Annotated in this window: 16 protein-coding genes; 13 read left to right on the top strand and 3 right to left on the bottom strand. The window is 71.5% G+C overall.

The window, feature by feature from the left end:
* Positions 1–45: 45 nt before the first annotated feature.
* Both selB and selA read right to left on the bottom strand, forming a co-directional pair.
* Complete coding sequence (selB, locus tag OU415_RS09320; RefSeq protein ID WP_270948213.1) at positions 46–1,791, bottom strand: selenocysteine-specific translation elongation factor; 1,746 nt, start codon at positions 1,789–1,791, stop codon at positions 46–48.
* A gap of 86 nt (positions 1,792–1,877) precedes the next feature.
* On the bottom strand, positions 1,878–3,167 hold the full coding sequence (gene selA / locus OU415_RS09315; RefSeq protein WP_270948212.1) for an L-seryl-tRNA(Sec) selenium transferase: 1,290 nt from the start codon (positions 3,165–3,167) through the stop codon (positions 1,878–1,880).
* A gap of 104 nt (positions 3,168–3,271) precedes the next feature.
* On the opposite strand from selA, the gene OU415_RS09310 reads away from it, so the two are divergent.
* From OU415_RS09310 to OU415_RS09300, 3 genes are read left to right on the top strand one after another with little or no spacing between them, the layout of a single operon-like run.
* Positions 3,272–5,038: an SDR family oxidoreductase gene (locus OU415_RS09310; protein WP_270948211.1), complete on the top strand. Its 1,767-nt coding sequence runs from the start codon at positions 3,272–3,274 to the stop codon at positions 5,036–5,038.
* 13 nt (positions 5,039–5,051) lie between these two features.
* Positions 5,052–5,933: a metal-dependent hydrolase gene (locus OU415_RS09305; protein ID WP_270948210.1), complete on the top strand. Its 882-nt coding sequence runs from the start codon at positions 5,052–5,054 to the stop codon at positions 5,931–5,933.
* Complete coding sequence (locus OU415_RS09300) at positions 5,933–6,976, top strand: PDR/VanB family oxidoreductase (RefSeq protein WP_270948209.1); 1,044 nt, start codon at positions 5,933–5,935, stop codon at positions 6,974–6,976. Before OU415_RS09305 ends, OU415_RS09300 begins: the two co-directional genes overlap by 1 nt.
* Here OU415_RS09300 and OU415_RS09295 read toward each other — a convergent pair.
* The gene (locus tag OU415_RS09295) at positions 6,965–7,924 is read right to left on the bottom strand and encodes an alpha/beta fold hydrolase (protein WP_270948208.1); all 960 of its coding nucleotides are present in this window, start codon (positions 7,922–7,924) and stop codon (positions 6,965–6,967) included. The genes OU415_RS09300 and OU415_RS09295 overlap by 12 nt on opposite strands.
* Before the next feature lie 57 nt (positions 7,925–7,981).
* Here OU415_RS09295 and OU415_RS09290 point away from each other — a divergent pair, with 57 nt between their 5' ends.
* The 10 genes from OU415_RS09290 to OU415_RS09245 form a co-directional block, all read left to right on the top strand.
* Positions 7,982–8,608: a pyridoxamine 5'-phosphate oxidase family protein gene (locus tag OU415_RS09290; protein WP_270948207.1), complete on the top strand. Its 627-nt coding sequence runs from the start codon at positions 7,982–7,984 to the stop codon at positions 8,606–8,608.
* Positions 8,609–8,671: 63 nt separating this feature from the next.
* Positions 8,672–11,938, top strand: coding sequence for a formate dehydrogenase (fdh, locus tag OU415_RS09285; RefSeq protein ID WP_270948206.1), 3,267 nt, complete (start codon positions 8,672–8,674; stop codon positions 11,936–11,938).
* A 5-nt stretch (positions 11,939–11,943) separates the two neighbouring features.
* Positions 11,944–12,801 (top strand): 4Fe-4S dicluster domain-containing protein, encoded by an 858-nt coding sequence (locus tag OU415_RS09280; RefSeq protein ID WP_270948205.1) that lies wholly within the window; start codon positions 11,944–11,946, stop codon positions 12,799–12,801.
* A complete protein-coding gene (nrfD, locus tag OU415_RS09275; protein WP_270948204.1) occupies positions 12,777–13,673 on the top strand; it encodes an NrfD/PsrC family molybdoenzyme membrane anchor subunit in 897 nt (298 codons plus the stop codon). Before OU415_RS09280 ends, nrfD begins: the two co-directional genes overlap by 25 nt.
* 66 nt (positions 13,674–13,739) lie before the next feature.
* Positions 13,740–14,264, top strand: a complete 525-nt coding sequence (locus tag OU415_RS09270) for a PadR family transcriptional regulator (protein ID WP_270948203.1) — start codon at positions 13,740–13,742, stop codon at positions 14,262–14,264.
* Positions 14,261–14,941 (top strand): ABC transporter ATP-binding protein, encoded by a 681-nt coding sequence (locus OU415_RS09265; RefSeq protein ID WP_270948202.1) that lies wholly within the window; start codon positions 14,261–14,263, stop codon positions 14,939–14,941. The genes OU415_RS09270 and OU415_RS09265 overlap by 4 nt, the downstream gene beginning before the upstream one ends.
* Complete coding sequence (locus tag OU415_RS09260; protein ID WP_270948201.1) at positions 14,938–17,280, top strand: ABC transporter permease; 2,343 nt, start codon at positions 14,938–14,940, stop codon at positions 17,278–17,280. Before OU415_RS09265 ends, OU415_RS09260 begins: the two co-directional genes overlap by 4 nt.
* 580 nt (positions 17,281–17,860) lie before the next feature.
* On the top strand, positions 17,861–18,505 hold the full coding sequence (locus OU415_RS09255) for a transglycosylase family protein (RefSeq protein WP_270948200.1): 645 nt from the start codon (positions 17,861–17,863) through the stop codon (positions 18,503–18,505).
* A 583-nt stretch (positions 18,506–19,088) separates the two neighbouring features.
* The gene (locus OU415_RS09250) at positions 19,089–19,268 is read left to right on the top strand and encodes a hypothetical protein (protein WP_270948199.1); all 180 of its coding nucleotides are present in this window, start codon (positions 19,089–19,091) and stop codon (positions 19,266–19,268) included.
* 63 nt (positions 19,269–19,331) lie between these two features.
* A partial coding sequence (locus OU415_RS09245) for a Mur ligase family protein (RefSeq protein ID WP_270948198.1) occupies positions 19,332–20,130 on the top strand: 799 nt, incomplete at its 3' end.

Here is a 20,130-nt window from a genome sequence, read left to right as displayed (position 1 = left end):
ATCGCAGAACTCGCCTTGGGCCGCCCTCGGTGTTTCCCGGGCCGGTCACCGGGAAACAACGCGGTGCGTGCCGTCGGCCAGCCGCCGCGTACGCCCCCGGCGGGCGAGCAGCTCCAGCAAGGGAACCGCAACGCGCCGCGAGGTGTCCAGAGCTCGTCTCGCCTGGCTGAGCGTGAACGGCGAGGGCAGCGCGGCGAGCCGATCCAGAGCGGTCTGCTCGGCATCGGGCAGCAGCACCAGGCCGGGAGCCACTCGCAGGAGCTCGCCGAAGCGCGCGGCCGCCGCCAGTTCCCGGTCGCCGAGTCCCAGAGCGGCGAGCTCGTCGGCGGTCGGCGCGTGGAACGGGTGGTCGATCAGCGCATCGCGGACGGCCGCCACCGCGCTGCGGATGCGGTCGGGCAGCCGGAGCTGTTCGAGGTGCAGGCGGCCGGCGTGCAGCGCGATCCCAGCGGTTTCGGCGACCTCCGCCACCAGTCCGGGATCGGGCAGGTCCAGGGCATGACGCGCAGCTTCCACGGGCATTCCGTCGGCCAGCGGGTCATCCTCGCCGTGCTGGGCGAGCACGTCGGTCAGCCGGGCTGCGCGTTCGGTCCGGTAGGACTCGGAGATGAGCCACGGACCGGCGGCCGGGGGAGTCGCACCCATCGCGCGCAGTACGTCCGCCCTGATCACGCGTCGCCGGTGCAGTGCGGCGCGCCCATGGGGCACCGCGCCCATGGAAGCCTGTTCGGCGGCCGGGGCCCGGGCCGCTCCGCGCCTGGTCAGCTGCGGTGGTCGCACGTCGAGCACGTCCAGCCCCCCGTGGATGCGGTGGTTGCCGGGATCGCGCAGCAGGGCACGGTCGCCGATGCGCAGCGGGAGCGGGACGCGCGTGGTGAGCCGCGCGTGCTCGGGGCCGAGAGGTCGGACTCGCACCGGCACGGCCGCCGAGCCGACGTGCAGCATCAGCTCCGCGGGCCAAGTCGCCGGTGCCGGGTGGATGCGGACGTCGAAGACCTCGGTGGTCAGCCAGCGATCCGGCGAGAGCAGTGCGTCGCCGCGCTGAACTTGACCGCAGTCGACGCCCCGGAGGTTCACCGCAACCCGGGACACGGCGTTGACCTGGGGTTCGGCGGAGCCGAGGGAGTGGAGCCCGCGTACAGCGCAGGTGACTCCAGCGGGGTGCAAGAGGAGGCGGTCGCCGACCCGGAGCGTGCCCGCGGTGAGGGTCCCGGTCACCACGGTGCCCGCACCGCGGACGGTGAACACCCGGTCGATCCACAACCGCACGTCGGCGTCCTGGTCCGCAGCGGGCATCCGGTGCACCAGCAGGTCGAGCTCGCGTCGCAAGTCGCCGAGTCCAGTGCCCGTCACACCGCTGACCTGCACGGCGGGGATGTCAGCGAGCACGGTTCCGGAAAGCGCGGCCGCGGCTTCCTCGGTCGCAGCGCGCGGATCGGCCAGGTCGCAGCGGGTCACCGCGAGCACGCCGTGCCGGACTCCGAGCGCGTCGAGCGCGTCCAGGTGCTCGTCGGACTGCGGCATCCAGCCCTCGTCGGCTGCGACGACGAACAGCACTGCGGGTACCGGCCCGATCCCGGCCAGCATGTTCGGCACGAACCGCTCGTGCCCGGGAACGTCGACGAACGCGGCGGTGCAGCCGTCAGCGAGCCGGGTCCAGGCGAAGCCCAGATCGATGGTCAAGCCGCGGCGGCGTTCCTCCGCCCACCGGTCCGGTTCCATGCCGGTGAGCCCGCGGATGAGGGTGGACTTGCCGTGGTCGACGTGCCCGGCGGTGGCGATGACGTGCATCGCAGCTCTCCGAACTCTCGGCTGCAACGACCTGCACGACCCAATACGCCACGCCCGGGCAGTCCCCGCAACGCGCCGCGCAGAGGTCAGGCCGCGGCCAGGACCGCCCGGCGCAACTCGTCGTCGTGCTCGGGCGGGACCGCGGCGAGGTCCAGCAGGCACCGGTCGCGCGCGATGCAGGCGAGCACCGGGGGAGTTCCGCGCCGCAGCAACTCAGCGAAACGTTCCGGCAGCACGACCGCCGCGCTCGGCAGCGTGACACCAGGCGCGCCACCTCCGCCCACCGTCGCTTCGCTGCACTGGGCGGAGGCAGGGATCCCCGCCGCGCTGAACCCCGTGGCCAAGCTCTCGGCTCGGCGCAACAGGCTCGGCTGGTCGCGCCGCAGGGACTGCTCGGTCGGTGTCAGGGGGCCGCGCAGCGTCGCCTCCAGCGCGGCGAGGGTGAGCTTGTCGACGCGCATCGCCCGCGCCAGCGGGTGGCGCCGCAACTGCTGCACGATCTCCGCCCGGCCCAGCAGCAGCCCCGCCTGGGGCCCGCCGAGCAGTTTGTCGCCGCTGGCCAGGACCAGGTCGGCGCCATCGGCAAGGGTGCTGGTGGCGTCGGGTTCCTGCGGTAGCACCGGGTGCGGGTTCAGCAGGCCGGATCCGATGTCGACCACCACCGGTGCGCCGAGACCGCGCAGCGCGTCGACCGGAACGGCCGAGGTGAAGCCGGTGATCACGAAGTTGGACGGGTGGACCTTGAGGACGAATCCGGTGTCCGGTCCCACGGCCGACCGGTAGTCGTCGAGCCGGACCCGGTTAGTGGTGCCGACCTCGTGCAGCCGCGCACCGGTGGCGGTGAGCAGCTCGGGGATCCGGAACCCGTCGCCGATCTCGACCATCTCGCCGCGTGCCAGCACGATTTCGCGCCCCTGCGCGAGCGCTGTCGCGGCCAGCGACAGCGCTGCGGCACCGTTGTTGACCACATGTGCGGCCTCGGCGAGGGGCACGGCGGCGCACAGCGCGGCCAGTGCGGCGGCACCGCGCGGTCCACGTCGCCCCGTGTCGAGGTCGAGTTCGACGTCGGTGGTTCCGGCAGCTCGTTCCATGGCGTCGATGGCCGCTCGCGACAGCGGAGCCCGGCCCAGGTTGGTGTGCAGGAGAACGCCGGTCGCGTTGAGCACCGGCCGGCTGCTCGCCGCCGAATCGGGAAGTCCGGCAAGGGTTTCCGCGACGACGTGCGACGCGTCGATCTCACCGGTGCGAGCTCGCTGCTGCGCGGCGTGCACCGCCTTCTTGACCAGTCCGCGGCCGAGGCGCTCCGCAGCGGCGGCGACCTCCGGGTGGGCCAGCACCCGGTCGGTGCCGGGCACGTGCTGCCGCGGGTCGGCCATGCGCCGAACTATAGGAGCCCGTCGTCGAACTCGCGGCCAGGCGAATCTCCGAAACAACACCAACTGTAACAATGAAGATTGACAACGTCGGTACGCTCCGGGGTATGGCTCGCACCCGGGAAGCGGACTCCAGCAGATGGCTCGACACCAGCGATGGACTGCGGTTGTCCGTGCGCGAGCACGGCGATCCGGCAGCACCGACCGTGCTGGCGGTGCACGGTTATCCCGATGACCAGTCGATCTGGGACGGCGTGGCCGAGGCGCTCGCCGGGCGCTTCCGGGTGGTCACCTACGACGTGCGCGGCGCGGGGGAGTCCGACAAGCCCCGCCGCAGCGAGGCCTACCTGCTCGACCAGCTCGCCGACGACCTCGGCCGGGTCGCGGACCTGGTCAGCCCGGACCAGCCGGTGCACCTGCTGGCGCACGACTGGGGCTCGATCCAGGCGTGGCATGCGGCCACCGAGCCGAGGCTGGCCCACCGGTTCGCCTCGTTCACCTCGATCTCCGGGCCCTGCCTGGACCACGCGGGCCAGTGGATGCGCTCGAAGTTGCGGCACCCGACGCCGCGGGAGCTGCGCAAACTCGTCAACCAGCTGATCTTCTCCGGCTACATCGGCTTCTTCCAGCTCCCGGTGCTGCCGGAGCTGGCCTGGCGCACCGGCGCGATGCGCCGGCTGATCGGCGCGGTCGAGCGACTGGACCCGCGCACCTCCGAGAGTCCGACAAAGCCTGCGGTGTCCGATGGCGTGCACGGGTTGGGGCTGTACCGCGCGAACATGCGCGAGCGGCTGGGCGGTCCGGGGGAGCGGCGCACCGACATCCCGGTCCAGGTGCTCGCGCCCACCGGTGATCCGTTCGTCTCCACGCCGATGCAGACCGAGATCGCGCCGTGGGTGCCCAACCTCCGCGTGCGCCGGGTCCCAGGCGGGCACTGGCTGCCGAGAAGCCGTCCGGAGCTGGTCGCTCGGTGCGCGGCGGAACTCGTCGAGCACGTCGAGGGCGGTGCCGAATCGCGCGGTCTGCGGCGTGGACGCGTTCGTCCGGGCCGTCGCGACTTCCAGGACCAGCTGGTGGTCATCACCGGAGCGGGCAGCGGGATCGGGCGGGCGACCGCATCGGCGTTCGCAGCGGCCGGCGCGCACGTGGTGGTCGCGGACATCGACGAGACCGCCGCCCGGAACACCGCCGTGCTGATCACCCGCACCGGCGCCAACGCCACGCCGCACCGCGTGGACGTCGCCGACGGCGATGCGATGGAGCGCTTCGCCAAGCAGGTGCACGCCGAGCTGGGCACACCGGACGTGGTGGTCAACAACGCCGGGATCGGTCTCGCCGGTTCGTTCCTCGACACCCCGGAAGCCGATTGGGAGCGGGCCATCGACATCAACCTGTGGGGTGTCATCCACGGCTGCCGCCAGTTCGCGCCGCAGATGGTCGAGCGAGGTGAAGGCGGCCGGATCGTCAACATCGCCTCGGCCGCCGCCTACCTGCCGTCCAAGGTGCTCCCTGCCTACGGAACCACGAAGGCTGCGGTGCTGGCCCTGAGCCAGTCCTTGCGGGCGGAGCTCGCCGGCGAGGGCATCGGGGTCACCGCGGTGTGCCCCGGGCTGGTCAACACCGGCATCACGACCAGCACCCGCTTCGTCGGCGTCGACGACGCCGAGCAGGCGAACCGCAGGCAGGCCGCCAAGCAGCTCTACCAGCGGCGGAACTTCACCCCGCAGCGCGCGGCGGCCGAGATCCTGCGCGCCACCCGCCGCAACGCCGCGATCGCACCGGTCACCGCCGAGGCCAAGGCCGGTCTCGTGCTCTCCCGCCTTTCCCCGGGCTTGCTGCGCGCAGTGGCCAGGGCCGAGCTGACACCGCGCTGAAGGAGGTCGGACCATGTCCCACATCGATCCGGGTGAGCCGGACCGCGTCGCGCTGCACGCCCGCGACGTGGAGTTCGACTGGGCGAAGCTGCCGATGCACTGGATCCCGGGGGAGCCCTTCGCCACCCACGTGATCAACTTCCTGCACCTGGTGCTGCCGGAGGGAGAGCGCTGGTTCGTCGAGGTCTTCAAGCAGGCGCTTCCGCTGATCAGGGACGACCAGCTGCTGGAGGACGTGCGCGGCTTCGTCGGGCAGGAAGCGATGCACGCCGAATCGCACCAAGGCGTGCTGGACCACTTCGACGCGCACGGCCTGGACACCAGGCCCTACGTCGAGCAGGTCAGCTGGATCTTCCGCAAGGTCCTCGGCGACCGGCCCTACGGCGGCAGGCGAGCCGAGTCCTGGCTGGTGCAGAGGTTGGCGATGATCGCGGCCATCGAGCACTACACGGCGTTCCTCGGCCAGTGGGTGCTGGACGCGAAGGCGCTCGACGAGGCCGGCGCCGACCCGACGATGCTGGACCTGCTGCGCTGGCACGGGGCGGAGGAGGTCGAGCACCGCTCGGTGGCCTTCGACCTCTACATGCACGTCGACGGCAGCTACCTGCGGCGCAGCCACGCGATGGTGGTGGCGATCGTCGTGCTCGCCCTGCTGTGGGTGCGCGGCGTGCGCTACCTGATGGCGGCCGATCCGGTGCTGCGCGGCCGCCGCAAGCCGCGCTGGCGGGACATGCTGCGGACCGGACGACTCGGGCTGACGCCGAGCTACTGGCAGATGCTGCGCTCGCTCCCGGCTTACTTCCGCCGCTCCTACCACCCGTCGCAGCACGGCTCGACCAGTCAGGCGATCGCCTACCTGGCCAAGTCCCCGGCTGCGCAGGCGGCAGAGCACTGATGGCCGGAGCTCGCGCGATCCCACCGGCGCTCGACGGCCACGGCCCGGACCGGTTCCTGTGGGCGCTGGACAAGCTCGCCACCAGCATGGAGTGGTTGCAGCGCAACAGCCGCCGCAAGCCGGTCGAGGCAGTGGACCGCGACATCCCGCTGGAGGTCTCCGAGGTCCGGGTCGAAGCCGACGACGTGGTCAGCCTTCGGTTGACCGGGGAGGGGCTGCTCCCGGCCTGGCAGCCCGGCGCGCACCTGGACGTCGTGCTGCCGTCGGGGCGCAAGCGCCAGTACTCGTTGTGCGGTGATCCGGGCGACCGGCGGTACTACCGGATCGCGGTGCGGCGGATCGCCGACGGGGAGGGCGGCTCCCGCGAGGTCCACGACGAACTGCGGCCGGGCAGCCGGATCGTCGCCCGCGGACCCCGCAACGCCTTCCCGTTCGTCACCGCGGAGAAGTACCTGTTCATCGCGGGCGGCATCGGCGTCACGCCGATCCTGCCGATGGTGCGCACGGCTGCGGCCCGCGGTGCGGACTGGCGGTTCGTCTACACCGGACGGTCGCGGGAGTCGTTGCCGTTCCTGGACGAGCTGGCCGAGCTGGACCAGGAGCGGGTGTGGATCCGGCCGGACACCGAGTTCGGCATCCCGGCCTCCGGCGCGGAACTGCTCGAGCACGCCCCGGCCGGTGCCGCGGTGTACTGCTGCGGCCCGGTCCCGATGATCACCGGCATCCGGGTGGACCTGCCCGGCAGCGCGGCGGATTCGCTGCACTGGGAACGCTTCTCGGCGCCGCCGATCGTCGACGGCGAACCGTTCACCGTCGAACTCGCCCGCACCGGACACGAGGTGCAGGTCCCCGCGGACCGCTCGGCGCTGGAGGCGATCAGCGAGGTCCTGCCGCAGGTGTCCTACTCGTGCCGCCAGGGCTTCTGCGGCACCTGCCACGTCCGGGTCCTCGGCGGGGCCGTCGACCACCGGGCGCGGGAGGCGGACGACCACATGGCGATCTGCGTGTCCCGGTCCGCCGGCCGCGTGGTCCTAGACCTCTGAGCCGACCCGGTCGAGGAAGTCGCCGACCGCCGCGGCGAATTCCGGGTAGTGGGTGAGATGGGCGTCGTGCCCGGCGCCGGCGATCGACACCAGCTCGGTGTTGGCGCGGCTGCAGGTCATCCGCTCGGCCAGTTCCGGGCCGATCACCGGGCTGTCCGCGCCGCGCAGCAGCAGCACGGGTTGTGAGCTGTCGGTCCAGTCCGGCCACCACGTGCCGCGCACTTGGCGCTTGATCTCGCTGATGTCGGCCGCGTGCCACCGGAAGAACCAGCCGCGGTCGTCCTCGACAGCGCTTTCCAGGAAGTACTCCGGCGCTTCCACGAGGGGCTCGAGCGCGGTGCGCATGCTTTGCAGGTTGGGGAACCGGTCGGGCAAGTCGTCCAGCGAGTGGTCGTCGGGCACCGCGAGTTCGGCGCCGACGTCGACCACGACCGCTGCGGCGACGAGCTCGGGTCGCCGTGCCGCGAGCTGGTAGGCGTTGATCCCGCCGAGCGAGTGCCCGAGCACCACGGCTGGCGCCAGCCCCAGCTGTTCGACGACCGCGGCCGCATCGGCGACGAACGCCTCGCGGCTGACGTCGTCGCTGCGGTCGGACCTGCCGTGGCAGCGCTGGTCGACCGCGATGATCCGCCAGCGCGGGCCGAGGGTGTCGGCGAGCCGGAGGAACGTCCGGCTGCGCCCGTAGGCGCCGTGCAGCGCGAGGACGGGGCGGCCGGGGCCGTGCTGCGCCGCAGGCTGGCCTTCATGGAGCAGCCGGCCAGCTACTTCTACGAGGACGGGCGGCCCCTCCGCGCCGCTGACATGACCGACCGGTTCCGCAGGGGCATGCTCACCATCGCCGCAGCCACCAGCCGCGCGGATGCGGCGTGGTTGCGCAGGACCCTCGCCGAGCTCGAGCAGGAAGCCGGGGGCTGACTCCCGCGCGGCGGCGGAGTGACCGAAAATCACGCGACGACGCACCCCGTCGGGCGTAGTGTCGAGGTGCTGTCGATCTCGGGAGGATTCGTGGAACTCGCCGGACTGGTGGAGGTCACCTCGGAGGCGGAGCTGCGGGACGTCATCGGCGAACCGCTGCAGAGGGTGCGGGACAAGGCACGCCCCGCGCTGCACGAGATCGACCGGCAGTGGCTGGCCGCCTCACCGTTCTGCCTGATCGCGACCGCCGGCGCGGACGGATCCTGCGACGTCTCGCCGAAGGGCGACCCGGCCGGGTTCACCCTGGTGCTCGACGACACCACGATCGCGATCCCGGAGCGCCCGGGCAACCGGCGCGCCGACGGCTACCGCAACATCCTGGCGAACCCGCACGTCGGGCTCGTCTACTTCCTCCCCGGGCGTGGTGACACCCTGCGCATCAACGGCCGAGCCCGGCTGGTGCGCGACGCGCCGTTCTTCGACGACATGGTCGTCAAGGGGCACCGCCCGGTGCTGGCGGTGGTGGTCGAGATCGAGGAGATCTTCCACCACTGCGCCAAGGCGTTCCTGCGTTCCGGGCTGTGGAAGCCCGAGACCTGGCAGCCGGACGCGGTGCCCTCCCGGCCGCAGATCGCCAAGCTCATGGAACGCCCGGACGAACCGCTGGCCGAGCTGGAGCGCTACTACGGCGACGAGTACGCCAACCGCCTCTACTGACCCGGCTTGCAGCCCTGGGCCGTCGGGTTTCTCCTGGTACCACGCGTGCAGGGAGGGGAGCCGATGGCCGAGTGGCTCGGCTGGCCGGTGCTCCGGCAGTTGACCGGTGCGGATCCGCTGGGCAGGGGCCCGGCGGCCCGTTCGAGGCGCACCGACGCCCGGCGGGCTCGCACCCAGGACGCCGATGCGGTGGTCCGCTCGGTGTGCCCGTACTGCGCGGTCGGTTGCGGGCAGCGCGTCTTCGTCCAGGACGGCGCGGTCACCCAGATCGAGGGCGACCCCGATTCGCCGATCAGCCGCGGCCGGTTGTGCCCGAAGGGCTCGGCCAGCCGGGAACTGGTGACCTCACCGCTGCGGCAGACCAAGATCCGCTACCGACGTCCGCACGGCACCGACTGGGAAGACCTCGACCTGGACACCGCGCTGGACATGATCGCCGACCGGGTGCTGGCCACCCGGGCCGCCACCTGGCAGGACGCCGACGCCGACGGGCGTCCGCTGCGCCGCACGATGGGCATCGCGAGCCTCGGAGGAGCGACCCTCGACAACGAGGAGAACTACCTCATGAAGAAGCTCTACACCGCCCTCGGCGCGATCCAGGTGGAGAACCAGGCCCGCATTTGACACTCCTCCACGGTGCCCGGTCTGGGCACCTCCTTCGGGCGCGGCGGCGCCACCACCTTCCAGCAGGACCTCGTCAACGCCGACTGCATCCTCATCCAGGGGTCCAACATGGCCGAGGCCCACCCGGTCGGTTTCCAGTGGGTGGTGGAGGCCAAGCGGCGCGGCGCCACGATCATCCACGTCGACCCGCGGTTCACCCGGACCTCGGCGCTGGCGCACCGGCACGTCCCGCTGCGCGCGGGCAGCGACATCGCGTTCCTCGGCGCGCTGATCAACCACGTGCTGACCAACGACGCCCACTTCCACGACTACGTCGTCGCCTACACCAACGCCGCGATGATCGTCGGCGAGGACTTCCGCGACACCGAGGACCTGGACGGCGTCTTCTCCGGCTTCGACGCCGACGTCGGCAGCTACGACACGACCACCTGGCAGTACGAGGGCGCTGACGCGGTGCCGTCGGTCGGCAGCCACGGCCCGGAGGTCCCGACGACGGCGCACGGCCGGGAGCGGGAGGCCGGCCGGCCCGAACGCGCCGGTTCCGGCGGCCCCGTCTACCACGGCCGAGCGGAGACCGACCCGACGCTGCAACACCCGCGCTGCGTGTTCCAGCTGCTCAAGCGGCACTACGCCCGCTACACGCCGGAACTGGTGGAAGAGGTCTGCGGCATCCCGCGCGCGGACTTCCAGTGGGTGGCCGAGCAGCTGGTGGCCAACTCCGGCCGGGACCGCACCACGGCGGTGGCCTACTCGGTCGGCTGGACGCACCACACCGTCGGCGTTCAGTACATCCGCGCCGCGTCGATCCTGCAGCTGCTGCTGGGCAACATCGGCCGCCCCGGCGGGGGAATCCTGGCGCTGCGCGGGCACGCCAGCATCCAGGGCTCCACCGACATCCCGACGCTGTTCAACCTGCTGCCCGGCTACATCCCGATGCCGCACGCGCACACCGACTTCGACGTCGACTCCTTCGTCGCGGACGACGAAAGGGCCTGCGGCTACTGGGCGAACATGCGCGCCTACCTGGTCAGCCTGCTCAAGGCGTGGTGGGGCGAGCACGCCACGGCCGACAACGACTTCTGCTTCGACCGCCTGCCGAGGCTCACCGGTGATCACGGCACCTTCCAGACCGTGATCGACCAGATCGAAGGCCGGTGCCGGGGCTACTTCGTGGTCGGCGAGAACCCGGCGGTGGGCACCGCCAACGCCCGTCAGCAGCGGCTCGGCCTGGCCAACCTGGACTGGCTGGTGGTGCGCGACCTCAACATGATCGAGACGGCGACCTTCTGGAAGGACGGCCCGGAGATCGAGACCGGTGAGCTGCGCACCGAGGACATCGGCACCGAGGTCTTCTTCCTGCCCGCCGCCGCGCACACCGAGAAGGACGGCACCTTCACCAACACCCAGCGGCTGGTGCAGTGGCACCACAAGGCCGTCGAACCGACCGGGGACCAGCGCAGCGACCTGTGGTTCTTCTACCACCTGGGACGGCGGCTGAAGCAGAAGGCGCAGCACGACGAACGCGACCGCCCGCTGCGGGAGCTGACCTGGGACTACCCGACCGAGGGCGAGTTCGGCGAGCCCAGCGCGGCGGCGGTGCTGCAGGAGATCAACGGCTTCGGCGCCGACGGAGCACCGCTGTCGTCCTACACCCAGCTGCGCGCGGACGGCTCCACCCGCTGCGGGTGCTGGATCTACTGCGGGATCTTCGCCGACGGCGTCAACCAGACCGCCCGCCGCCGACCAGGCGCGGAGCAGTCGTGGGTCGCTCCGGAGTGGGGCTGGGCCTGGCCGGCGAACCGGCGGATCCTCTACAACCGCGCCTCGGCGGACCCGGACGGTCGACCGTGGAGCGATCGCAAGGCCTACGTCTGGTGGGACGCGCAGAACGGGGAGTGGACCGGGCACGACATCCCCGATTTCGACCGGACCAAGCGCCCGGACTTCGTGCCCGCACCGGATGCCACCGGACCGGAGGGCATCGCGGGCACCGATCCGTTCATCATGCAGACCGACGGCCGCGGCTGGCTCTACGTCCCGGCCGGGCTGGTCGACGGCCCGCTGCCCGCCCACTACGAACCGCAGGAATCGCCGGTCGCCAACCGCGTCCACCCCGACCAGCAGCGGAACCCCGCGCGCCAGGTGTTCTCCCGGCCGGAGAACCGCTACCAGCCCAGCGGGGACGAACCGGGCAGCGACGTCTTCCCGTACGTCTTCACCACGTTCCGGCTCACCGAGCACCACACCGCGGGCGGCATGAGCCGGTGGCTGGCGCACCTGTCCGAGCTCGCGCCGGCGATGTTCCTGGAGGTCTCCCCGGAGCTGGCGGCCGAGCGCGGGCTGCGGCACTTGGAGTGGGCCACCGTGGTCACCGCGCGCAACGCCATCGAGGGCCGGGTGCTGGTCACCGCCCGGATTCGGCCGCTGCAGCTCGGCGACCGCACCGTGCACCAGGTCGGCATCCCGTGGCACTGGGGGCCGAACGGGCTGACTGCGGGCGATGCCGCGAACGAGCTGATCAACGTGGCGCTGGACCCCAACGTGCACATCATGGAGACCAAGGCGGGCGCCTGCGACGTCCGGCCGGGGCGACGCCCGCGGGGTCCGGCGCTGGCCCGCTACGTCGAGGACTACCGCAGGCGGGCGGGGGTCACCGAGCACACCGGCGTGGAGCACGCCGACGACCCGAGATTCGGAGGGGAGTGAGCCGCGTGGACCGGAACCGGTTGAGCGGACCGCTCGCGGACCCGGCGGGGGAGGCCGGATACCCGGCAGACCACCCCGAGCGCGTCGGGTTCTTCACCGACACCAGCGTGTGCATCGGCTGCAAGGCGTGCGAGGTGGCCTGCAAGGAGTGGAACCTGCTGCCCGAGGACGGTCTCGACCTCACCGGGATGTCCTACGACAACACCGGCGAGCTGGGCGCCACGACGTGGCGGCACGTGGCCTTCGTGGAGCAGACGTCCACTGTGGACTTGGGGATGCCGGGGATGGGGGGCGACCAGGTGCGCTGGTTGATGTCCTCGGACGTCTGCAAGCACTGCACCCACGCCGCGTGCCTGGACGTCTGCCCGACCGGGGCGCTGATCCGCACCGAGTACGGCACGGTGCTGGTCCAGGACGACGTCTGCAACGGGTGCGGGTACTGCGTGCCTGCCTGCCCGTACGGGGTGATCGACGTCCGGCCGGACACCGGCGGTGCGGCCAAGTGCACGATGTGCCAGGACCGGCTGGGTGCCGGGCTGATGCCGGCCTGCGCGACGGCGTGCCCGACGGAGTCGATCCAGTACGGCCCGCTCGACGAACTGCGCGAACGCGCCGAGCACCGGGTGTCCGAGCTGCACGAGCAGGGGGTCACCAGCGCCCGGCTCTACGGGCAGGACCCCGATGACGGGGTGGGCGGGGCCGGGGCCTTCTTCCTGCTGCTGGACGAGCCGGAGGTCTACGGGCTGCCGCCCGATCCGGTGGTGACCACGCGGGACCTGCCGTCGATGTGGCGGCACGCGGCGGCCGCGGCGCTGACCGCGGCGGCGATGATCGCCGGATGCTTCGCGGGGAGGAAGCGGTGACCTCCGCCGAGGAGTTCGAGTCCTACTACGGCCGCCCGGTGCTCAAACCGCCGGTGTGGAAGGTCCCGGACGTGCCGCTCTACCTCTACCTCGGCGGGGCGGCCGGAGCGTCGTCGACCATGGCGCTGCTGGCGGACATCACCGGTCGCCGCGACCTGGCCCGTGCTGGTCGGCTGACCGCAGCGGTGGGAGCGACAGCCAGCGTGGGCGCGCTGGTCCACGACCTGGGGCGGCCGATGCGGTTCCTGAACATGCTGCGGGTGTTCAAGCCGACCTCGCCGCTGAGCGTCGGGTCCTGGATCCTGGCGCCGTTCTCGGCGTTGGCCAGCGCGGGCGCGGCCAGCGAGCTGACCGGTCTGCTGCCCCGGTCCGGACGCGCCGCGAGCACGGCGGCCGCAGTGCTCGCGCCCGCGATGACGACCTACACCGCGGTGCTGCTGGCCGACACGGCGGTGCCGAGCTGGCACGAGTCATACCGGGAACTGCCCTTCGTCTTCGCCGGAAGCGCGGTGTCCAGCGCCGGTGCGGTCAGCATGCTCGCCGCGCCGGGGGAGTCCGCGCCGGCGCGGCGAATGGCGATCGCGGGTGCAGCGCTGGAGCTGGTGGCGTTCAGCCGGATGCACCGCAGCGCGGGAATGGTCGGCGAGGTCTACCGGCAGGGGCGGGCAGGGGCGGTGCTTCGCGCTGCTCGGGCGCTGGCCTGCATCGGTCTGGGCGCTGCTGCCCTGTCCGGCCGGAGTCGGGCCGCGCGGATCACCTCGGGGCTCTGCCTGAACGCCGCTGCGGCGGCCACCCGCTACGGGATCTTCGAAGCCGGCCGCGCATCGGCCCGCGATCCCCGCTACACCGTGCTGCCGCAACACGCCGACTGACCAGCGAATTCGACTATATCGGCGAGCTATACACTCGATATATACATCGAGTGTATAGTCGGTCGCATGTCAATCGGTCTCACCATGCTGGGGTTGCTGGAGGGTGGCCCCGGTTACGGATACGACCTCAAGCGGGCCTACGACGCCAACTTCGGGCACGCCAAGTCCCTGGCGTACGGCCAGGTCTACTCGACGCTGTCCCGGTTGCTGCGCGACGGCCTCGTCGAGGTCGACGGAGTGGAGTCCGGCGACGGGCCCGACCGCAAGCGCTACTCGATCACCGACACCGGCCGCCAGCGGCTGGAGGAGTGGCTGAGCACGCCGGAGAAGCCGGTCGCGGAGCTGCACAACACCCTCTACACCAAGATCGTCCTCGCGGTCCGCTCCGGACGCGACGCCACCGCGGTGCTGGACAGCCAGCGCAGCGCTCACCTTGCCCGGATGCGCGAGCTGACCCGCCGCAAGGCCGACGCCGCACCTGGCGAGCAGCTGGTGCACGACTACGCGCTGTTCCACCTGGAAGCGGACCTGCGCTGGCTGGAACTGGCCATCACCCGACTCGAACCACTCGCCCAGGAGGTCTCCCAGTGAGCGAACCACTGCTGTCCGGCGCGGACCTGCAGCTGTCCTTCGGTCCCACCCCGGCCCTGCGCGGTGCCGGTCTGTCGGTCGAGGCCGGCGAGGTCGTCGCGGTGATGGGCTCCTCCGGCTCCGGCAAGTCGACGCTGCTGCACGTCCTCGCCGGCATCCGGCTCCCTGATTCCGGGCGGGTCCGCTACCGGGACAGGGAGCTGACCGAGCTGTCCGACGACGAGCGCAGCGAGCTGCGCCGGTCGGAGTTCGGCTTCGTCTTCCAGTTCGGCCAGCTCGTCCCGGAGCTGACCGTGCGGGAGAACGTCGCGCTGCCGCTCCAGCTCGGCGGGACCAAGCGCCGCGAAGCCGAGAAGAAGGCCATGGCCTGGCTGGACGAGCTCGGCATCGCCGGCGTGGCAGCTTCCCGGCCCGGGGACATCTCCGGTGGTCAGGGCCAGCGCGCCGCGCTGGCGCGAGCGCTGGTGGCCGAGCCCGCGGTCGTCTTCGCCGACGAACCCACCGGCGCGCTGGACTCGGTCGGCGGCGAGCAGGTGATGGGCCTGCTGACTCGCGCTGCCCGCGACACCGGTGCCGCGGTCGTGCTGGTGACCCACGAGGCCCGGGTGGCCGCCTACGCGGACCGGGAGGTCGTGCTCCGCGACGGCGCCACGAAGCTCTCGGAGGTGACCCGATGACGAGCGCGCTGCGGGATCTGGCCTTCGGCCTCCGCCTGGCGTTCACCGGACATCGCCCATGGGGGCGGCTCGTGGTGACCGCGGTCGGCATCGGCCTCGGCGTCGTGGTGCTGCTGGGCGCCGCGACGATTCCCAACGTCGTCGCCGCGCAGGCAGAGCGGGAGAACGCCCGGAACCCGGTCGCCCCCGGGGACGCTCCAGGCGTCGGTGTGCTGGTCGCGCACAGCAACATGCTCGAGCTCGGGCAGACCTACGTCCGAGGACTGCAGCTGCGCGAGCTGCGCCCGGACGCGCCGGTCGCGCCGGGACTCGAGCGCAATCCCGGACCGGGCGAGGTCGTCGTCTCCCCAGCGCTGCAGGAGCTGCTCCGGGCGCCGGGCGGAGAGCTGCTGCGCCCGCGGCTGCCCGCGGAGATCGTCGGTGTCATCGGGGAGGACGGCTTGACCGGGCCCGGCGAGCTGTTCTTCTACGCGGGCAGCGATTCGCTGTCGCCGCGCAGCGACCGGGTGGACGGAGTAGTCGACCACTTCGGGGAATCCGGGCAGTACGGCACCACGGCCTTCGAACCGGACGCCCAGCTCCTCCTGCTCCTGGGCATCGCGGTGCTGCTGGTGCCGATCGTGGTCTACGTCGCCGCGACCGCCCGGCTGGCCGAAGCCGCGCGGCAACGCCGGCTGGCGGCGATGCGGCTGGTCGGGGCCACCAGCGCCCAGGTCCGCCGGATGGCGGCCGGGGAGTCCCTGGCCGGAGCCGTGCTCGGCGTGGCGCTCGGGTGGTTGCTGCTCGTGCTGGTGCGACCAGCCGTCGAAGCCGCCGCCGGTCTGGGCGAGCTCTCGATCTTCGGTTCTGATCTTCGGCCGGTCTGGTGGCTCGCGCTGCTGATCACGGTCGGGATCCCGGTGCTGGCCGCGCTGGTCACCACCACCTCCCTCCGGGGCAGCATCGTCGAGCCACTGCAGGTCGCGCGCCGGACCGCGGCCAGGCCGCGGAAGCTGGCCTGGCGGCTGGTGCCGGTAGTGGTGGGCCTGCTGGGGTTGCTGAGCTTCGGCATCAGCGGGGTCAGCAGCACGGGCGGGACCCAGGGATTCGTCGCGTCGGTCGTGCTGGTCCTCGTCGGTGTCCCGCTGCTGCTCCCGTGGTGCGTTGAGCGGTTCGTGGGGCGGCTGGGCGGCGGTTCCACCGCGTGGCAGCTCGCGGTGCGCCGGCTCCAGATGACCAGCGGTACCGCCGCGCGGTCGGTCAGCGCCATCGCAGTGGTCGTCGCAGGTGTGATCGCGCTGCAGACGCTCCTCGGCACGATAGGTTCCAAGGTCGCGGACCCCGTGCCAGAACCGGAAGTCACCGCCGGACCGCTGACGATCGAGTCCGGGCTGCCGGAGGACCCGGCCGCGCTGGAACGGGCGGTGAAGGAGCTGCAGGCGTTGCCGGGCGTCCTCGCCGCGCATTCGACGGAGTCGACGGTCCTGGCGAGCGACAACAGCCGCGCGCAGTGGACGGTGCACATCGCGGACTGCGGGCAGATCGCCGCGCTGGCCGCGGTACCGGAGTGCGCCGACGGCGACGTCTTCGCCGCGACCCCGGACCAGAAGACCGATCACCTCGCCGGTACGGCTCTCCTGCTGTCCAACAGCTACTACGGCGAGGCCGATCGGCCGACCCCGGAGAGGCCAGCGACCTGGACGGTTCCTGGTCCGGTGCGGCCGGCGACCGTCGCAACCACCGTGCCGGGGAACTACCCCGACCTGCTGGTCACGCCGGCGGCGGCGGCCGGAATTCCGGCCAGCACCCAGCAGGTCCGCCTCGAGGTTGAGCTGGCTCCGACGGCGTCGCCAGACCTGATCGAGCGCATTCGCAACGTCGCGGCAGCTCACCTGGTCGAACCGTCGACGAGCGGCAAGGCGCCCTCGCTGGGGTCCGATCCGAAGGAGCAGCGGGATGCGGCGCTGGCCGCCGTCCGGCTTGCCCTGCTGGCCGGAGCCCTGGTGGTCTTCGCGCTGATCGGGTGCAGCTTGTTCGTCTCGGCCGCCGAGCAGATCCAGGAGCGGCGCCGCCCGCTGGCGGTGCTGGGCGCCGTGGGGGTGCCGCGCCGGACGCTGTGGCAGTCCTTGCTGGTGCAGAACGCCGTTCCGATGGTCGTTGCCGCCGCGCTGGCCACGGTGACCGGCCTGCTGATCGGGGTGCTGGTGGTGATGGCCGAAGGGGAAGGCGCGGTGATCGTCGACCTGCCCGGAATGCTCGGCCTGTTCGCCTTCGCAGCGGCCTCGGTCTTGGTGGTCACCGCGCTGAGCCTGCCCGCCGCGAGCCGCGCTGCCCGGCCGGAGGGGCTCCGAACGGAGTGATCAGAAGCGGGGCGAACGCCCGCACGTCCCGGTGGTTTCACTAGTTGATTACCTCCATGGCTTCAGTGCTGATCGAAACAAATCTGGACATCAACACACGAACGAGGGGATAGCGGAAAGGCTGCGAGCCATGCCGGCTCGCGGCCTTTCCGTCTGCGTCGGCACTGATCGGATTCGGTTGATCACGCTCCGTATTAACTCACTCGGGTTAGTCGTGGCCCGCATCTCACAGTGGGTGATTGATTTTCGATTTTTAGATTGCCGAACGATAACGAGGCGACCTGGTAAAACGCCGACATCGCGGCGATCTTGCTGGCGTTTCTATGACGATGGTCACTCTCTGATGGTTTGGTCTCCGGAATCTCGCTACGTAGCGTGGCCCTCCGTCGGCACCCCCGAAGCCGACCGAGCAAGACCGGAAGTCCGCAGCGCCGAACCCTGCCCGGCGGACTTTTCGAACCCCCGACACGCATCAGGGGCAGGGGCCTGACGACCCGCGGCGGCAGTTCGCACCGAACCGATCCCGATCGGCTCAGCGCGCCGCCACCGGTGCCAGCGCAGGCATTGCTGGAGACGAAACATGGCTTTCTCCCGAGGCAAGCACCGCAAGTCCGCCACCGGCCGCAACCTCGCCCGGGTGGCGCTGGCCGGCGCGGTCGTCGCCACGCCGTTCGCCCTGGCCGCGCCCGCCAACGCCGCGTCGACGTCCACCTGGGACGCGGTCGCGCAGTGCGAGAGCGGTGGCAACTGGTCGATCAACACCGGTAACGGCTACTACGGCGGCCTGCAGTTCAACGCTTCCACCTGGGCTGCCTACGGCGGCACCAGCTACGCCTCGAACGCTTCGCAGGCCAGCAAGGCCCAGCAGATCGCGGTCGCCGAGCGCGTGCTCCAGGCCCAGGGCCCCGGCGCCTGGCCGGTGTGCTCGAAGAAGGCCGGCCTGACCAAGGGCGGCGGCACCGAGCACCAGGACGTCGCTTCGGGCAGCACCAGCAAGAAGGTCACCCCGAAGACCGAGACCAAGCAGCAGACCAAGACCGAGACGAAGACCCAGGTCAAGAAGACCGTGTCGGTCGAGGGCACCTACACCGTCCAGTCCGGCGACACGCTGGGCACGATCGCCGAGAAGCACGGCGTCGACTGGAAGAAGCTCTTCGAGCTGAACAAGGACGTCGTCAAGGACGCGAACCTGATCTTCCCGGGTCAGCAGCTGACCCTGAAGTGACCCACCTGGTCCGCGGGACCAGGTGATCCACGGGGAACCCCGCCTGCCTCTCTCCGGCGGGGTTCCCCGTGCTTCTTCGAGGGCTCGCGGCCGAACTCCGCTCATCCGGCGGAGTCGGCCGCGGGCCCTCGAAGCATTGCTCGATCAAGTGCTCACAACTTGCGCCGACGCAGGTCGGAGCGGATGTCCCAGGCGGTCCAACCGATCCCGCCCAGCGCGATCCCGCCCATTCCGATCAACAGCAGAACCTGACCCATTCCGCCTCCCTTCGCCCGCCGCGGCGGGCCTGCGGGTGCAGTCAGAGCCTGAACGATCGCCTCGAAGATCGCCGAGCGTGTTCAGCGCGCAGGACCTGTTCGGGTGAGCACCTCGGCGAAGGATCGCGGTGATCGCCCAGCCGCGTCCGATTGCGGTGCGCACGATCCGTCATCGCTGATCATCGAGTTGGTGAACCCTCCTCGATGGGGCGATTCACCGGCATGTTGGCACCCACCCGAGCCGGGGTTCGGCTGGATCATGTGCGGCGACGAGTTCCGGCACCTGGCCGGACACGACCTGCTCGCGCGGAAGGAGGGACACCACGATGTCCACCGGTCAACGGGCCGCGCTGGTCGAGCTGACCAGCGCCTTGCACGGCTGGGTGGGACCAGCGGCGATCACCGCTGGTGTCCTGCTGCTGATCGTCGCGCTGTTTCGCCGATCTCGGTCCACACTGGCGAAGAAGCGACGGACGGCGCGACCGAGTGCGGCCGAGTGGTGGTGACGTGCTCGTCCCGAGCTGACCCGGGAGGCCCGCCGGCTGCGGGCACCGAGGGGGGAGGGGTGCATGGCCGAGACCACGCGGGAGACCGGGGCCGTCGAGCCGACTTCCGGCCGGAGGTCACCGGCCGGGCAGCAGTGGCGGGTGGTGCCGGCACCGGTGCAGCCGCCGCAGCGCGGCGGACACCGGCTCGACCTGCGGACCACGATCGCGATCGACCTGGGCCGGTTGGCCTCCTCGATGTCGAGGCGGCTCGGCCTGGGCAGCGGCGCGATGATCGGTGGCCGCCTCGCGCTGAGCCTGCAACCGCAGGCACTGCGCAGGCTGGTGGTCGGACGGCGCGTGGTGATGGTGACCGGGACCAACGGCAAGACCACCACCACCCGGATGGTGGCCGAGGCGCTCCGCTCCCGAGCTCCGGCGGTCAGCAACGCCACCGGCGCGAACATGCTCGACGGGCACGTCGCCGCGCTGATGACCAGGCCGAGCGCCCCGTTCGCCGCGCTGGAGGTCGACGAGCTGCACCTGGCGCAGGTGACCGCGCAGTTCGAACCGGCGGTGATCCTGCTGCTCAACCTCAGCCGGGACCAGCTGGACCGGGTCGGTGAGATCCGCACGGTGGCCGAGAGCTTGCGGCGGGCCCTCACCGCGGCTCCCGGTGCGCACGTGATCGCCAACCGCGACGACCCGAACATCGTGTTCGCGGCCGCGGACCACCCCAGCGTCACGTGGATCTCCGGTGGCGCGCGGTGGAAGGGCGACGCGCTGAACTGCCCGCGCTGCGGGGCCTTCCTCGGCGACGCGGATCAGGACTGGCGTTGCGCCTGCGGCCTCTCGCGCCCCGCAGCGGACTGGACCGTGGCCA

The sequence above is a fragment of the Saccharopolyspora oryzae genome, from assembly GCF_027853915.1.
Classification (GTDB): Bacteria; Actinomycetota; Actinomycetes; order Mycobacteriales; family Pseudonocardiaceae; genus Saccharopolyspora; species Saccharopolyspora oryzae.
The sequence above is the reverse complement of the archived record's forward strand: the minus strand, read 5'-3'. Positions and strand labels throughout refer to the sequence as shown.

What these genes read in the sequence shown, in the direction of transcription:
- selB (WP_270948213.1), bottom strand. Translation starts at nt 1,791, where the DNA reads ATGCACGTCATCGCCACCGCCGGGCACGTCGACCACGGCAAGTCCACC.
- selA (WP_270948212.1), bottom strand. Translation starts at nt 3,167, where the DNA reads ATGGCCGACCCGCGGCAGCACGTGCCCGGCACCGACCGGGTGCTGGCC.
- OU415_RS09310 (WP_270948211.1), top strand. Translation starts at nt 3,272, where the DNA reads ATGGCTCGCACCCGGGAAGCGGACTCCAGCAGATGGCTCGACACCAGC.
- OU415_RS09305 (WP_270948210.1), top strand. Translation starts at nt 5,052, where the DNA reads ATGTCCCACATCGATCCGGGTGAGCCGGACCGCGTCGCGCTGCACGCC.
- OU415_RS09300 (WP_270948209.1), top strand. Translation starts at nt 5,933, where the DNA reads ATGGCCGGAGCTCGCGCGATCCCACCGGCGCTCGACGGCCACGGCCCG.
- nrfD (WP_270948204.1), top strand. Translation starts at nt 12,777, where the DNA reads ATGCTTCGCGGGGAGGAAGCGGTGACCTCCGCCGAGGAGTTCGAGTCC.
- OU415_RS09270 (WP_270948203.1), top strand. Translation starts at nt 13,740, where the DNA reads ATGTCAATCGGTCTCACCATGCTGGGGTTGCTGGAGGGTGGCCCCGGT.
- OU415_RS09260 (WP_270948201.1), top strand. Translation starts at nt 14,938, where the DNA reads ATGACGAGCGCGCTGCGGGATCTGGCCTTCGGCCTCCGCCTGGCGTTC.
- OU415_RS09255 (WP_270948200.1), top strand. Translation starts at nt 17,861, where the DNA reads ATGGCTTTCTCCCGAGGCAAGCACCGCAAGTCCGCCACCGGCCGCAAC.
- OU415_RS09250 (WP_270948199.1), top strand. Translation starts at nt 19,089, where the DNA reads ATGTCCACCGGTCAACGGGCCGCGCTGGTCGAGCTGACCAGCGCCTTG.